This is a genomic window from Pseudomonas sp. SJZ077 (genome assembly GCF_007993905.1).
In the GTDB taxonomy this organism is placed as follows: Bacteria; Pseudomonadota; Gammaproteobacteria; order Pseudomonadales; family Pseudomonadaceae; genus Aquipseudomonas; species Aquipseudomonas mandelii.
This window is the reverse complement of sequence record NZ_VIUJ01000003.1, coordinates 18791-33632: the sequence shown is the minus strand read 5'-3', so window position 1 is coordinate 33632 and position 14842 is coordinate 18791. Positions and strand designations below refer to the sequence as shown.

General features: G+C 59.8%; 15 protein-coding genes. 12 read left to right on the top strand and 3 right to left on the bottom strand.

Translation table 11 applies throughout. The features are described 5' to 3' along the window. The first annotated feature begins 76 nt into the window (after window positions 1-76). The 6 genes from lysS to FBY01_RS07060 all read left to right on the top strand — a co-directional run bounded on the left by lysS (window position 77) and on the right by FBY01_RS07060 (window position 5819). Window positions 77-1579, top strand: a complete 1503-nt coding sequence (gene lysS / locus FBY01_RS07085; RefSeq protein ID WP_010462916.1) for a lysine--tRNA ligase — start codon at window positions 77-79, stop codon at window positions 1577-1579. 102 nt (window positions 1580-1681) lie between these two features. Continuing rightward, window positions 1682-2398 carry a TetR/AcrR family transcriptional regulator gene (locus FBY01_RS07080; protein WP_010462913.1) on the top strand — a complete coding sequence of 239 codons (717 nt, stop codon included), beginning with the start codon at window positions 1682-1684 and terminating at the stop codon, window positions 2396-2398. 157 nt (window positions 2399-2555) lie between these two features. Continuing rightward, entirely contained in the window at window positions 2556-3116 is a 561-nt protein-coding gene (locus FBY01_RS07075) for a hypothetical protein (RefSeq protein WP_010462911.1), read from the top strand. A gap of 36 nt (window positions 3117-3152) precedes the next feature. After that, complete coding sequence (locus FBY01_RS07070) at window positions 3153-4430, top strand: flavohemoglobin expression-modulating QEGLA motif protein (protein WP_010462909.1); 1278 nt, start codon at window positions 3153-3155, stop codon at window positions 4428-4430. A 148-nt stretch (window positions 4431-4578) separates the two neighbouring features. Next, window positions 4579-5493, top strand: a complete 915-nt coding sequence (locus FBY01_RS07065; protein WP_145306832.1) for an alpha/beta hydrolase — start codon at window positions 4579-4581, stop codon at window positions 5491-5493. Next, a complete protein-coding gene (locus FBY01_RS07060) occupies window positions 5490-5819 on the top strand; it encodes a hypothetical protein (protein WP_010462905.1) in 330 nt (109 codons plus the stop codon). The genes FBY01_RS07065 and FBY01_RS07060 overlap by 4 nt, the downstream gene beginning before the upstream one ends. Before the next feature lie 195 nt (window positions 5820-6014). On the opposite strand, the gene FBY01_RS07055 is transcribed toward FBY01_RS07060, so the two are convergent. From FBY01_RS07055 to FBY01_RS07045, 3 genes are all read right to left on the bottom strand, one after another. After that, window positions 6015-6803 (bottom strand): OmpA family protein, encoded by a 789-nt coding sequence (locus FBY01_RS07055; RefSeq protein WP_083374928.1) that lies wholly within the window; start codon window positions 6801-6803, stop codon window positions 6015-6017. 55 nt (window positions 6804-6858) lie between these two features. Continuing rightward, on the bottom strand, window positions 6859-7272 hold the full coding sequence (locus FBY01_RS07050; protein WP_077748311.1) for a DUF4398 domain-containing protein: 414 nt from the start codon (window positions 7270-7272) through the stop codon (window positions 6859-6861). A 376-nt stretch (window positions 7273-7648) separates the two neighbouring features. Next, the gene (locus FBY01_RS07045) at window positions 7649-7993 is read right to left on the bottom strand and encodes a hypothetical protein (protein ID WP_010462899.1); all 345 of its coding nucleotides are present in this window, start codon (window positions 7991-7993) and stop codon (window positions 7649-7651) included. Between the two features lie 214 nt (window positions 7994-8207). On the opposite strand from FBY01_RS07045, the gene ppc reads away from it, so the two are divergent. The 6 genes from ppc to FBY01_RS07015 all read left to right on the top strand — a co-directional run bounded on the left by ppc (window position 8208) and on the right by FBY01_RS07015 (window position 14841). After that, complete coding sequence (ppc, locus tag FBY01_RS07040) at window positions 8208-10838, top strand: phosphoenolpyruvate carboxylase (protein WP_010462897.1); 2631 nt, start codon at window positions 8208-8210, stop codon at window positions 10836-10838. 288 nt (window positions 10839-11126) lie between these two features. Further along, the gene (adk, locus tag FBY01_RS07035) at window positions 11127-11774 is read left to right on the top strand and encodes an adenylate kinase (RefSeq protein ID WP_010462894.1); all 648 of its coding nucleotides are present in this window, start codon (window positions 11127-11129) and stop codon (window positions 11772-11774) included. Between the two features lie 93 nt (window positions 11775-11867). Next, window positions 11868-12542 carry a tRNA (adenosine(37)-N6)-threonylcarbamoyltransferase complex dimerization subunit type 1 TsaB gene (gene tsaB, locus FBY01_RS07030; protein ID WP_010462892.1) on the top strand — a complete coding sequence of 225 codons (675 nt, stop codon included), beginning with the start codon at window positions 11868-11870 and terminating at the stop codon, window positions 12540-12542. Between the two features lie 278 nt (window positions 12543-12820). After that, complete coding sequence (locus FBY01_RS07025) at window positions 12821-13126, top strand: hypothetical protein (RefSeq protein ID WP_010462890.1); 306 nt, start codon at window positions 12821-12823, stop codon at window positions 13124-13126. Continuing rightward, window positions 13126-13986: a DUF72 domain-containing protein gene (locus FBY01_RS07020; protein WP_145306830.1), complete on the top strand. Its 861-nt coding sequence runs from the start codon at window positions 13126-13128 to the stop codon at window positions 13984-13986. Before FBY01_RS07025 ends, FBY01_RS07020 begins: the two co-directional genes overlap by 1 nt. Window positions 13987-14019: 33 nt before the next feature. Further along, window positions 14020-14841 carry an oxaloacetate decarboxylase gene (locus FBY01_RS07015; RefSeq protein ID WP_145306828.1) on the top strand — a complete coding sequence of 274 codons (822 nt, stop codon included), beginning with the start codon at window positions 14020-14022 and terminating at the stop codon, window positions 14839-14841. The last annotated feature ends 1 nt before the right edge of the window (window position 14842 follow it).

The following is a 14842-nucleotide window of genomic DNA, read 5'->3' as shown; positions in this document are numbered from 1 at the left end:
ACCCTGTAGGAGCGAGGCTTGCCCGCGAACCCCGGCGAATGCCGGGGGCAACGAACCTGATGGAATATTTAAAGACATGAGCGACCTACAACTCGACCCGCAAGCCCTGCAACAGGAAGAAAACTCCCTGATCGCCCTGCGCAAGGAAAAGCTTGCTGCCGAGCGCGCCAAGGGCAATGCCTTCCCCAACGACTTCCGCCGCGACAACTACTGCGAAGACTTGCAGAAACAGTACGCGGACAAGACCAAGGAAGAGCTGGCAGAGGCTGCAATCCCGGTCAAGGTTGCCGGTCGCATCATGCTCAACCGTGGCTCGTTCATGGTGATCCAGGACATGACCGGGCGCATCCAGGTCTACGTCAACCGTAAGACCCTGTCCGAAGACACCCTGGCCGCGGTGAAAACCTGGGACATGGGCGACATCATCGCAGCCGTTGGTACCCTGGCCCGTTCCGGCAAGGGCGACCTGTACGTTGAAATGACCGAAGTGCGACTGCTGACCAAATCGCTGCGCCCACTGCCGGACAAGCACCACGGCCTGACCGACACCGAACAGCGCTACCGTCAGCGTTACGTTGACCTGATCGTCAACGAAGAAGTGCGCCAGACCTTCCGCGTTCGTTCCCAAGTGATCGCGCACATCCGCAGCTTCCTGATGAAGCGTGACTTCCTCGAAGTCGAAACGCCGATGCTGCAAACCATTCCGGGTGGCGCAGCAGCCAAGCCGTTCGAGACGCACCACAACGCGCTGGACCTGGAAATGTTCCTGCGTATCGCGCCTGAGCTGTACCTCAAGCGCCTGGTGGTTGGCGGTTTCGAGAAAGTGTTCGAGATCAACCGCAACTTCCGTAACGAAGGCGTTTCGACGCGTCACAACCCTGAATTCACCATGTTGGAGTTCTACCAGGCGTACGCCGACTACGAAGACAACATGGACCTGACCGAAGAACTGTTCCGCGAACTCGCGCAGCTGGTCCTGGGCAGCACCGACGTGCCGTATGGCGACAAAGTGTTCCACTTCGGCGAACCGTTCGTGCGTCTGTCGGTGTTCGACTCGATCCTCAAGTACAACCCCGAGCTGACCGCTGACGACCTGACGGACATCGAGAAGGCTCGCGCCATCGCCAAGAAAGCCGGCGCCAAGGTGCTGGGCTTCGAAGGTCTGGGCAAGTTGCAGGTGATGATTTTCGAAGAACTGGTCGAGCACAAGCTGGAGCAGCCGCACTTCATCACTCAGTACCCGTTCGAAGTGTCGCCGCTGGCCCGTCGTAACGACGACAACCCAAGCGTCACCGACCGTTTTGAACTGTTCATCGGCGGCCGTGAAATCGCCAACGCCTACTCCGAGTTGAACGACGCGGAAGACCAGGCCGAGCGCTTCATGGCGCAGGTGGCCGACAAGGACGCGGGCGACGACGAAGCCATGCACTACGACGCCGACTTCGTTCGCGCGCTGGAGTACGGCATGCCGCCAACGGCTGGTGAAGGGATCGGTATCGATCGTCTGGTGATGTTGTTGACCAACTCACCGTCGATCCGCGACGTGATCTTGTTCCCGCACATGCGGCCACAAGCGTAAGTGTTTCAATAAAAAAGCCGCCTATAACAGGCGGCTTTTTATTGCCTGTCTGGTACAAACGTATCAAATGGTTACTTTTGAAGTAAGAGAGGAATACCTGTCGTGAACCGTGCAATTGCTCAAGAAGGTGCAGCGGGCGTCGCCACTGCGGTCGCTGAAAGCGTTCAGTACCAGGGCCGCAAGGCCAGCCGACAGGGCAGCGAGCAGCGTCGACAGGACATTCTCGATGCGGCGATGCGCATTGTCGTGCGCGATGGCGTGCGGGCCGTGCGTCACCGAGCGGTAGCGGCCGAGGCCGGTGTGCCGCTGTCGGCCACCACTTATTACTTCAAGGATATCGATGACTTGCTCACCGATACCTTCGCCCAATACGTGGAACGCAGCGCCGCGTTCATGGCCAAGTTGTGGATCAATAACGAGGGCCTGCTGCGCGAGATGGTGGTCAGCGGCGACGGCAGCCCCGAGTCGCGCTCGCAGCTGGCGGACGACATTGCGCGGTTGATGTCGGACTACGTTCACCGGCAGCTGATCAACCGTCGGGAGCACTTGATGGCCGAACAGGCGTTCCGCCAGGAAGCGCTGCTGAACCCGCGCCTTGCTGAGCTGGTACGTTCACATCAGCAGATTCTGCTCCAGGGCACATGCCAGCTTTTCCAGGTATTGGGTTCGCGCGAACCACAACAGGATGCCAAAGTGTTGACGGCGATTATCGGACGGATGGAATATCAGGGCCTGCTCAACGACGCCGAGCCTGTCGCCGAAGCCGAAATGCTCGGCATCCTGACCCGCTACATGCATTTGGTATTGGCGTCGGTGTAATTCCTGCGGGGCACTCGACCCTGTAGGAGCGAGGCTTGCCCGCGAAGGCGGTATAACATTCAACCTATGTGTTGACTGACACAACGCCTTCGCGGGCAAAACTCGCTCCTGCAAGGTCGGTGACCATTCGGGGCTGTGTGTTCATAGGGAGTGTTGAATGAAAGCCTGGCGTGTCGTTGTGATCGCCTTGTCGTTCCTGCTGCTCAGTGGCTGTCTGGTGACCTTCAGGGACCCACTGCCCGCCAGCGACCCCGCGCCCAAAGGTCTGCTCGGCAAATGGACCAGCACCAACGCCTGGGGCGAGCCGATGAACCTGGAGCTGACCCGTCTGGGCGACAGTCGTTACCAGGCGGTCAGCTACCTCAAGGCCAAACCCAAAGAGCGCGAGGCCTACCCCTTTACGGTGTCGCGCCACGGCAGCCGCTGGTACCTGTCGGCGAAGGTGCCGGCGCAGTTCGGCGGGCATTTCATCATCGCCGGGTTTGAACTGACCGATAAGCACGAATTGGTGGTCTACAACCTCGATCTCGAACAGATCAATCAAGCCCTCGGACAAAAAGTCCTGAGCGGTGAAGGTTTCCAGACCGATGATGGCGACGGCGTATTGATCAATAGCAGCATGGATCAGGTCTTTGCCTACCTGGATGACCCGGCCAATTCCGATGTCTTCGTCGAGGCCGTGCGCTATCAGCGCCTGGCCAAAGCCAACGTTAAATAAAGCCAGCACCTAACGGTTTTTCTACAGGAGTTTCGGGTGGACGATTACCAGCAGACGATACGCATTTTGTCCGATCGCATTGTGCTGGCGCAGACGCCGATTCGCGTCCTCGATGCGGTCAAGTGGGACGACAGCATCCGCAAGGGGTTCCTCAAGGCCAAGGGCAAGGAAATGCCCGCTGTAGATCGCGATTATTACCTCAATCGGCCGCTGTCGTTCGATTCCAGCAAAGTGAAGCTGGAGTTCCAGAACATCGAGCGTGACATCACCCGTCAGCTCGGCCAGTTCAACCCGGTCGGCCAAATCATGCGGCGCATGTGCAAGGAATACCGGATGGTGGTGCGCATGCTCGAAGCGCGCGGCACCGAAGATTTCGGCCTGATTTCCCAGGAGTTGTACGGCGCTGCGTCCGACGCGTTCCATGCCGGTGACCCGACCCTGTCCGACCTCGGCCTGATGCTCTCCGATTACCTGAACAACATCGATGGCCGGGGTGACCTGAAGGACGAGCCGAAAATCCTCACCGCCAAGGATGCCGTGCATTTGTTGCAAACCCGGCTGAGCAAAGTGTTTGGCGAGGCCGAAGAGACCATTCGGGTGTTCGAGTCCGACGGCATTGTCGCCGATGCGGCGGCCGGCGCCGACTACATCAAGATTCGCACCGACGCGATGTTCAACGAACGTGACGTGCGCGCCCTGGAAGTTCATGAAGGGCTGGTCCACGTCGGCACCACGCTCAACGGGCTGAACCAGCCGATCTGCACCTTCCTGTCCAAAGGCCCGCCGTCGTCGACGGTGACCCAGGAAGGGCTGGCGATCCTGATGGAAATCATCACCTTCGCGTCCTACCCGAGCCGCCTGCGCAAACTGACCAACCGCACCCGGGCCATTCACATGGTAGAGGAGGGCGCGGACTTCTTGCAGGTCTTCGAATTCTTCCGCGAGCAAGGCTTCGAAATGGCCGAAAGCTACGGAAATGCCAGCCGGGTGTTCCGTGGTTCGATACCGACCGGCCTGCCCTTTACCAAAGACTTGTCCTACCTCAAGGGCTTTATCATGGTTTACAACTACATTCAGTTGGCCGTGCGTAAGGGCAAGCTTGAACAGATTCCGCTGCTGTTTTGCGGCAAGACCACGCTGGAAGACATGCGTACCTTGCGTCAGTTGGTGGACGAAGGGCTGGTGGTGCCGCCGAAGTATTTGCCGGATCAGTTCCGCGACCTGAACGCACTGTCGGCGTGGATGTGCTTCTCCAACTTCCTCAACCACCTGAGCCTGGACCGGATAGAAGCGGATTACTCCAACATTCTCTAACGATCACGAAATCCCCTGTGGGATTGAGCCTGCTCGCGATAGCGGCCGAACATTCAACATTGATGTTGTCTGACACACCGCCTTCGCGAGCAGGCTCACTCCTAAAGGGTAATGTGTTTCAACTCCAATTCTTGCGAGGTTTCAACGGATGAGAATCCTCGGCATCCTTTGCCTTCTCCTGACCTTGAGCGGTTGCAGCTCCCTGCTGTTCTACCCCGAACCCGGCCAGCTGTTCACCCCGGAAAAAGCCAAGCTCGACTACCGCGAAGTGACCCTGACCACCGCCGATGGCCTCAGGTTGAACGCCTGGTGGCTGCCGGCGAAAAAAGGTGTCGAGGTCAAGGGCACGGTGCTGCATCTGCACGGCAATGGCGGCAATCTGCCGATGCATCTGGGCGGCAGTTGGTGGTTGCCGGAGGAAGGCTATCAAGTGCTGTTGATCGATTATCGCGGTTACGGGTTGTCCGAAGGCGAACCGAGTCTGCCGGCGATATATCAGGACATCGACGCCGCGTTCAAGTGGCTCGACCAGGCACCGGAAGTCAAAGGCAAGCCGTTGATCCTGCTGGGCCAGAGCCTCGGCGGTTCCATGGCGGTTCACTACCTGGTCCAACATCCCGAACGGCAGAAACAACTCAAGGCTTTCGTCCTCGACGGCGTGCCCGCCAGTTATCGCAGCATCGGCCGGTTCGCCCTGAGCAATTCCTGGCTGACCTGGGCGCTCCAGGTGCCGCTCTCGTGGCTAGTGCCGGACGGTGACAGCGCGATTAACTCCATGGCGCAGCTCAACGACGTACCGAAACTGATCTACCACAGCATCGACGATCCGATCGTGCCCCTTTCCAACGGCATCCGTCTGTATCAAGCTGCGCCGCCGCCACGCGTGCTGCAATTGACCCGCGGTGGTCATGTGCAGACATTTGCCGACCCGGTCTGGCGCAAGGTCATGCTGCGTTATCTCGACGACCCGCAGCATTTCAACGGCCTGCGCCGCTTGGGTGAAATCCCCAACTACCCGGCACCCCCGAATTCAGAAGATGAACCATCAGAGAGTCCGCAATGAGTGAAGAACGTAACGCCATCCCGCTGATCATCACCGGTATCTGCAGCATCCTCGGCACGGTGGGTGCCCTGTGGTTCTACGGCTACCTGCACTTCGCCAAACCGGAAGATGCGCTGCTGCTCAGCGACTTCACCATGATCAAGACCGTGCCGGGAGAGGACTACAAAGTCTCCCTGGAGCCTGCCTCGCAAGTGGCGCAGTGCATCGATGGCGTGCTGGTGATGTTTGACACTGAACAGAAAGGCCTGACGGGCGTCTTGGTCAACAACAAGAAAAAAGCCGTGCGCTGCATGGGCGAAGAAACTCCGCAGAAGCTGGAGCAGTAACCCGGTCCTGCATTCACTGAAGATCCTTGTAGGAGTGAGCCTGCTCGCGATAGCGGTTTAGCATTCAACACTTCTGTTGTCTGACACACCGCTATCGCGAGCAGGCTCACTCCTACAAGGGGTGTGTGAACTGCGGACGTAAAAAGCCCCGCCTGATCGACTCAGGCGGGGCTTTTGTGTTTCAGCGGGTGAAGCTTAGTTCGAGCTGATCGCCGAACGCGGCATCACGGGCTGGTTGTCGTTGGAAATGGTCACTTCCACACGACGGTTCATCGCACGACCCGAGGTGCTGGTGTTTTCCGCAACCGGGTATTCCTTGCCATAACCCTGCGCAACGACGCGCGCTGGATCAACGCCCATCTTCACCAGCGCCATGCGCACGGAATTGGCACGACGCTCGGACAGCGACTGGTTATGCGAAGCCGTACCGGTGCTGTCGGTGTAGCCTTCGACGATCACTTTGCGATCAGGGTTTTCCTGAAGGAACTGCGCCAGTTTGTTGATGTTCACCAGACCACTGGATTTCAGGTCAGCTTTGTCGGTGGCGAACAGCACGTCACCGAAAGTCACCAGCGTACCGCGATCGGTCTGCTTGGCGTTGAGGCTGTCCTGCAGCTGCTTGATCTGCTGATCGCGAGCGTCGAGACGCGCCTGGGCACGTTGCGCCGAAGCATTTTTCAGGTTGGCTTCAGCGGTGCGCAGGGCGATGGTTTGCTTCGCCACTTCAACACGCTGGTTGGTCAGATAAGCCAGTTGGTCGACCTCGTTCGGGTCTTTCTTGTCCATATAGGCCTTGTCGGCCTTGTCCAGGTAATCGCTGGCGTCTTTGGTTTCCAGTGCCGCCACTTTGCTGGCTTGCGGGTTGGCTTGCAGGCCGCTGTAGTTGGTGCGGGCCTGTTCCAGGTTCGCGTTAGGCGGTGTGGAGCAGGCAGCCAGTGCAACGCTTGCGGCCAAGAGAGCGGGGATCATCAATTGTGTACGCATAATAATTCGTCCTTTCTATCGATAAGAGCTTCAAGTCTGGTGTCGGGATGCGCGCTTACTGCACGGTGCGCTGGCTTTCCTGACGCAGTTCCTGAACCCCTTTCTGAGAGTCCTTCACAGCTTGTTCGGCTTTCATCGCCTGAGCTTTGCGTTCGGCTACGCGAGCGTCCCACTCAGCCTGCTCGGCCAGCACTTTGGCCTCGGCATACTTTTTGTCGTGCATGGCGATTTCGGCTTGCTTGAGCTTGTCCTGCGCGGACTTCATTTCCACGGCGGCGAACTCGGTGCCGCCGGCGCTGACGGCGCCATTCACAGCCGATTGGGTCACGGCGAATTGCTCGGTCGGCGGATTGCCAGCACAACCGGCCAGTACGAAGCTGCTGCCGATTGCCAGGGCAGCCAGTTTCAGACTACGCACGTGGGTGAACGAGGATTTGGCAGTTCGGGTCTTCATGGTCTTCAACTCCATTGGTGTAACTCCTGAAAAACTTAAAATCCATGCTGGGCAAGGAGCCGTAACCGTCAATTTCCGGGGGTGTTTTGAAACGGCCGTCCCAGGCGTGGTTAATGGCTGTGACCCGAGGGGTTTTTCAAAAGTTCAGAGAAGATGGCCTATCGCCCGAAAATACTTTGACCGAACGGACAAGGCTCTAAATCGGGAACTTTGGCGATGTGCAGCGGTATGCCCGACCTTTTCAAGGCTCGGGAACACGCAATTATCGAAGGGATACGCAGGCTAAATGTAGGAGCGAGCCTGTTCGCTAGCGGTGTATCAGCCAACAGAAATGTTGAATGTTCAACCGCATTCGCGAGCAGGCTCGCTCCCACAGGGTTCGGCGGGGGGATCAGTGTTTCTGCTTGTCATCGCTCGATGACAAATCGTGCAAGTGACGACGGGACAACGCGAGAAAACGCGGGGTCGGGCCGATGTCTTCGTACAGCGGATCACCTTCTTCATCGGTGGCCACCACGGTCGATCCCTTCACGTATGGAAAGCTCTTTTCGAGCTCTTCCAGCGCGGCGCCGATCAGTTCGCCAAGCAGTTCTTCGGGTTGGCGTTTGGGATACATCTCGGTAATCGCCGCCAGCCGTGCGGCCGCTTCCATGTCCAGATGAATCCTGTAACCGGTGTCGGTCAGGCGACCCTTGGCGTTTTCTTCCCAATGCTGGGCAAGTTCGCGGATTTTCATAAAAACCTCATTTCGCTCCTGCTCGTGGCAGGCGTGTGAGTGTCCGCCAGTGGCCGGCGGCAAGCCGTTGTACGGCTTACTCTTCAGACTAGCTCGAACCCATAAGGTTTACCGCCCCTTCGTCGTCTGCTTGTAAGAAGCGCTTTAGAGCGGCACTCTCTGTTAACAGAGCATGGCATTCATAGACACCCGGATTTTCGCTGGAGAACTGCTGATGACCGATATTGATGCACGCTTGCGCGAGGACGTTCACCTGTTGGGTGAGCTGTTGGGCAACACCATTCGTGAACAGTACGGGGACGGCTTTCTCGACAAGATCGAGCAGATCCGCAAGGGCGCCAAAGCCGACCGTCGCGGTTCGATGGACGCCGAGCTGAGCGCCAGCCTCAACCAATTGAGCGAAGACGAGTTGTTGCCGGTGGCGCGGGCGTTCAACCAGTTTCTCAACCTGGCCAATATCGCCGAGCAGTATCAGTTGATTCACCGCCGGGAAGAGTCGCAACCGGCACCGTTTGAAGCACGGGTGTTGCCGGAACTGCTCGCGCGCCTGCGTGCCGAGGGACATAGCGCCGAATCCCTGGCCCGGCAACTGGGACGGCTGGAAATCGAGCTGGTCCTCACCGCGCACCCGACCGAAGTGGCGCGCCGCACGCTGATCCAGAAGTACGACGCCATCGCCGCGCAACTGGCCGCCCAGGATCATCGCGACCTGACGACAGCCGAACGCGAGCAGATCCAGGCGAAGTTGCAGCGCCTGATCGCCGAAGCCTGGCACACCGAAGAAATCCGCCGCACCCGCCCGACGCCAGTCGACGAAGCCAAATGGGGTTTCGCGGTGATCGAGCATTCGTTGTGGCAGGCGATCCCCAACTACATGCGCAAGGCCGATAAAGCCCTGCACGCCGCCACCGGCCTGCATCTGCCGCTGGAAAGCGCGCCGATTCGCTTTGCCTCGTGGATGGGCGGCGACCGTGACGGCAACCCGAACGTGACGGCCGCCGTGACCCGCGAGGTGTTGCTGCTGGCGCGCTGGATGGCTGCGGATTTGTACGTGCGCGACATCGATCACCTCGCCGCTGAACTGTCGATGCAACAGGCCAGCGATGCACTGAAAGCCAAGGCAGGGGACAGCGCCGAACCTTATCGCGCGGTGCTCAAACAGTTGCGTGAACGCCTGCGGGCCACGCGCAGCTGGGCGCACGCTTCGTTGACGGCCACCACCCCGGCACCGGCCGATGTGCTGCAAAACAACCGCGACCTGCTGGATCCGCTGGAGTTGTGTTACCACTCCCTGCACGAGTGCGGCATGGGCGTGATCGCTGACGGTCCATTGCTCGATTGCCTGCGTCGGGCGGTGACCTTCGGGCTGTTCCTGGTGCGGCTCGATGTGCGCCAGGATTCGTCCCGTCACACGGCGGCGATGACTGAAATTACCGACTACCTCGGCCTCGGTCGCTACGAAGACTGGAGCGAGGAAGAGCGCATCGCCTTCCTGGTGCGTGAGCAGAACAATCGGCGGCCGTTGCTGCCAGCGTACTTCAAGCCATCGGCCGACACCGCCGAAGTGCTGGCGACGTGCCGGGAAATTGCTGCGGCACCCGGGGCCTCGCTCGGCTCTTATGTGATCTCCATGGCCGGTGCCGCTTCCGACGTGCTCGCCGTGCAACTGTTGCTCAAAGAGTCCGGCGTATTGCGGCCGATGCGCGTGGTGCCGTTGTTCGAAACCCTCGCCGACCTCGACAACGCGGGCCCTGTGATTGAAAAGCTGTTGCTGCTGCCGGGCTATCGCTCGCGCCTGCAAGGGCCGCAGGAAGTGATGATCGGCTATTCCGACTCGGCCAAGGACGCAGGCACCACCGCCGCGGCCTGGGCGCAGTATCGGGCGCAGGAGCGTTTGGTCGACATCTGCCGCGAGCAGCAAGTCGAGCTGCTGTTGTTCCACGGTCGCGGCGGCACCGTGGGGCGCGGTGGTGGTCCGGCGCACGCGGCGATTCTGTCGCAGCCGCCCGGTTCAGTGGCGGGACGTTTCCGCACCACCGAGCAGGGGGAAATGATTCGTTTCAAATTCGGCCTGCCGGACATCGCAGAGCAGAACCTCAATCTGTACTTGGCGGCGGTGCTGGAAGCGACACTGTTGCCACCGCCGCCACCGGAACCGGCGTGGCGCCATTTGATGGACGAATTGGCCGCCGACGGCGTCAAGGCTTACCGCGCCGTGGTGCGGGAAAATCCGCAGTTCGTCGAGTACTTCCGCCAATCCACCCCGGAGCAGGAGTTGGGTCGCTTGCCGTTGGGCAGCCGCCCGGCCAAGCGCCGCGCTGGCGGGATTGAAAGCCTGCGCGCCATTCCATGGATCTTCGGCTGGACCCAGACGCGCCTGATGTTGCCGGCCTGGCTCGGCTGGGAAGCGGCGCTGAGCAAGGCGCTGGAACGTGGCGAGGGCGAGTTGCTGGGGCAGATGCGCGAACAGTGGCCTTTTTTCCGTACACGCATCGACATGCTGGAAATGGTCCTGGCCAAAGCCGATGCCGACATCGCCCGATCCTACGATGAGCGTCTGGTCGAGCCGGATTTGCTCCCTTTGGGTGCGCATTTACGCGACCTATTGTCGCAGGCGTGCGCTGTGGTCCTCGGGTTGACCGGTCAGTCTCAGCTACTGGCACATAGCCCAGACACCCTCGAATTCATCCGCTTGCGCAACACCTATCTCGACCCGCTTCATCTATTGCAGGCCGAACTGTTGGCGCGTTCGCGGCAACAGGAAGTGGCGCAGGGCAGCCCGGTAGAACAGGCGCTGCTGGTGTCTGTGGCGGGGATTGCTGCCGGTTTGCGAAATACCGGCTAAGGTTTTCGTCGTGGGGGGAAGGCACCCGGCGCGGCTTCGGGTGCCGGTGGACAAGGGGCTGAAAAGGTCTGACAAGCGACAGTTAATGACGGGGTTGCGACTAGGAGTACCCCGTCCCAAGGTCACGCAAGGCGCGGGTTTCTCCGACTTTCGGCGGCTTGTGTGGTCCGGGCCTGCTGTGTATCTTGATCAGCCTTTGGCCGTTTGGGCGGTCACGACCCTGTTTTTGAGATTGGCCCCACGAGGCGAATCCGTTGTTATCTATATAAAAAATTGAGGAGCACATCGATGCGCGTCATTCTGCTGGGAGCTCCCGGGGCCGGTAAAGGTACTCAGGCTAAGTTCATCACCGAAAAGTTCGGCATCCCGCAAATCTCCACCGGCGACATGCTGCGTGCCGCAGTCAAGGCCGGCACCGAGCTGGGCCTGATCGCCAAGAGCGTCATGGACAGCGGTGGCCTTGTGTCCGATGACCTGATCATCAATCTGGTCAAGGAACGCATCAGCCAGGCCGATTGCGCCAACGGTTTCCTGTTTGACGGTTTCCCGCGCACCATTCCCCAGGCTGAAGCCCTGGTGAAAGCTGGCGTCGAGCTGGATCACGTGGTCGAGATCGACGTCAAGGACGAGGACATCGTCCAGCGTATCGCCGGTCGTCGCGTGCATGAGGCTTCAGGTCGCGTGTACCACATCGTCTACAACCCGCCGAAAATTGCCGGTAAGGACGACATCACTGGCGAAGAGCTGGTACAGCGCAAAGACGATACCGAAGAAACCGTGCGTCATCGTCTCTCCGTCTACCACGCTCAGACCGAGCCTTTGGTGAAGTTTTACCAGGAGCTGTCCACCGCTCAAGGCAAACCGAAGTACAGCCACATCGAAGGTGTTGGCTCGGTTGAAGCGATTACCGGCAAGGTGCTTGAAGCGCTGAACTGAAAAGTCTGAATCGCTTCATCTTCTACGGCCCGCTTGCGGGCCGTAGTTGTTTATACTGGCGCACTTTTTCTGACCTCTCTTACGGAAACATCGATGAGCACCTTGCTGGCCCTGGACACCGCGACTGAAGCTTGCTCCGTTGCCTTGCTGCATGACGGCAAGGTCACGAGCCATTACGAGGTGATCCCGCGCCTGCATGCGCAAAAGCTGTTGCCGATGATCCAGCAGTTGCTCGCCGACGCCGGGACCACCCTGCAAGCGGTTGATGCCATTGCCTTCGGTCGTGGGCCGGGCGCATTCACCGGCGTGCGGATCGCCATTGGTGTGGTGCAGGGCCTGGCGTTTGCGCTGGATCGCCCGGTGTTGCCGGTCTCCAACCTGGCGGTACTGGCACAACGGGCTTATCGCGAACACGGCGTCAGCCAGGTCGCAGCCGCCATCGATGCGCGCATGGATGAGGTGTATTGGGGGTGCTACCGCGAAACGGCGGGGGAGATGCGCCTGGTCGGCAATGAAGCGGTGTTGGCGCCGGAAGTGGCCGCATTGCCGGCTGATGCCAGCGGTGAATGGTTCGGCGCCGGCACGGGGTGGGGGTATGCCGAGCGCATCGCTGTCAATCTGAGTGGGCAGGATGCAGGCATGCTACCGCACGCCGAAGACCTGCTGACGCTGGCGCGGTTTGCCTGGGCGCGTGGAGAGGCAATCGTGGCGGACGAGGCTCAGCCGGTTTATCTGCGCGACAAAGTGGCGACGCCGAAAGCGCGTTAATCCCAATGCTGTTGTGGCGAGGGAGCTTGCTCCCGTTGGGTTGCGAAGCGACCCCAGGATTCCATCAGCAACACCGAGTAGGCAGGTTTTGCGACGGCTGCACAGCCGAACGGGAGCAAGCTCCCTCGCCACAATGAACATTCCAACTGCGGCCAATCGTCGATTTATCCCCCGGCTTTTAAACCTTTTCGTATTTCTGTGTTCTAGTTATCACTCGGTGGTTTGCGAAGTGGGTTATGTGCCACTAAACTGCCATTACTGATACCGGACATGTACTTATGCGTATAGACGGCCTTTCCTCCCAGTCCTACCCCCTCAAGCGCAAGCCTCGCAAAGGCCCTGTGGCGGATGACGACTACGTCGATATCGACGGCGAGCTGGAAATCCCATCCGAAGAGCAAATGGCCGCCCGTGCCGCCAAGGCTTCCGCGCAACGCCTGAGCAATCTCCCGGCCCGTCAGCAAGACATGATCTACCACCGCGCCATGAGCAAAAGCGTCGCCACGGCACTCGCCAGTTACTTGAGCACCGCCGGTTTTGTCGATTGGGATACCGATGTAATGGGCCTCGACCTGTACATCTGATGCGGCTGCCTTATTACCTCGGCTGCCCGTCCTGGAGTGAAAACGCCTGGCGCGATTATCTTTATCCGCCAGATGCCAAGCCCGCTGACTTCCTGAATCTCTATTCCCAAGTATTCAACGCCGTAGAAGGCAATACGACCTTCTACGCGAGCCCGGCTGCCAGCACCGTGCAGCGCTGGGCCGAAATCATGCCCGAACACTTTCGCTTCACCGCCAAGTTTCCCGGCGACATCAGCCACGGCGGTGACCTGCGCGAGCAACTGACCGCCGCCGACACCTTCCTGCAATTGCTCAGCCCGCTCGGTGAACGGGTTTCGCCCCTGTGGCTGCAACTGTCGAAAAGCTTCACGCCACACCGATTGCCCGAACTGGCCGGCTTCATCGATGCACTTGAGCGACCGCTGGCCGTTGAAGTGCGGCATGACGAGTTCTTTGCCAAAGGCGATAGCGAGCGCAAGCTCAATCGTCTGCTGCTGGATCGGGGCGTAGAACGCATCTGCCTTGATCCGCGAGCCCTTTTCAGTTGCACGTCGACCGATCCTTCGGTCCTCCACGCCCAGTCGAAAAAGCCCAGGGTGCCGCCACGTCCGGCAGCGTTTACCCAGTTTCCGCAGGTGCGTTTCATCGGCCATCCGCAGCTTGAGGCGAACGATCCGTTCCTGGAGCCGTGGGTGGAGAAAATCGCTTTGTGGATCGAAGAGGGCCGCACGCCCTACATCTTCCTGCACACTGCCGATAACTTGCTGGCGGCCAAACTGGCGCAACGTTTTCACGCAAAACTGATGCTGCGTTTGTCTGGCTTGCCGCCGTTGCCTGAGCTATACAGAGAACCCGCCGCCGAGCAACTTGGCCTGCTCTGAGGCGGATTCGTTCCCCTTTCCAGGAGCCTGCCAATGGATGCGCAAACCCTTCGAGCCCAGGCGTTCAAAGCACTGCACGAACGCGAGGGCGCTTTTGTCATTCCCAATCCGTGGGACGCCGGCTCGGCGAAGATGCTCGCCAGCCTGGGTTTCGAGGCACTGGCGACCACCAGTGCCGGTTATGCCTTTTCCAACGCACGCCCTGATGGAGGGTTGACGCTCGACGATACGCTGGCGAACGTGCGAGCGATTGTCGCGGCCACCGATCTGCCGGTGGCAGTGGATCTGGAAAACGGTTTTGCGGACGACCCGGCTGAGTGCGCACAAAGCATTTTGGCGGCCGCGGCGGCCGGTGCGGTCGGGGGCTCGATCGAAGATGCCACCGGTCGTGAAGACGCGCCGATCTACTGTTTCGAACATGCCGTGGCGCGCATTGAAGCCGCCGTCGCAGCGGCTCGCAGCCTTCCTTTCCCTTTTATGCTGACCGCCCGTGCCGAGAATTTTCTGCACGGCAATCCTGACCTGGCCGATACCATTCGCCGTTTGCAGGCGTTCGCCGAAGCGGGCGCGGACGTGTTGTACGCGCCGGGGCTGCGCAGCGCTGAAGACGTGTTGGCGGTGGTCCGCGCCGTGGCGCCGAAACCGGTCAACGTGTTGATGTCCGGGGGGCTCAAATTGACGGTGGAGCAATTGAGCGAGATGGGCGTCAAACGCATCAGCGTCGGCTCGGCCCTGGCCTTGGCGGCCTACGGTGAGTTTTTCCGCGCGGCCGAAGAGATCAAGACGTCGGGCACCTTCGGGTTCACGTCACGGTCGATGCCATACGCCAAGGCCAATCAATTGTTCAAAGGCTGAC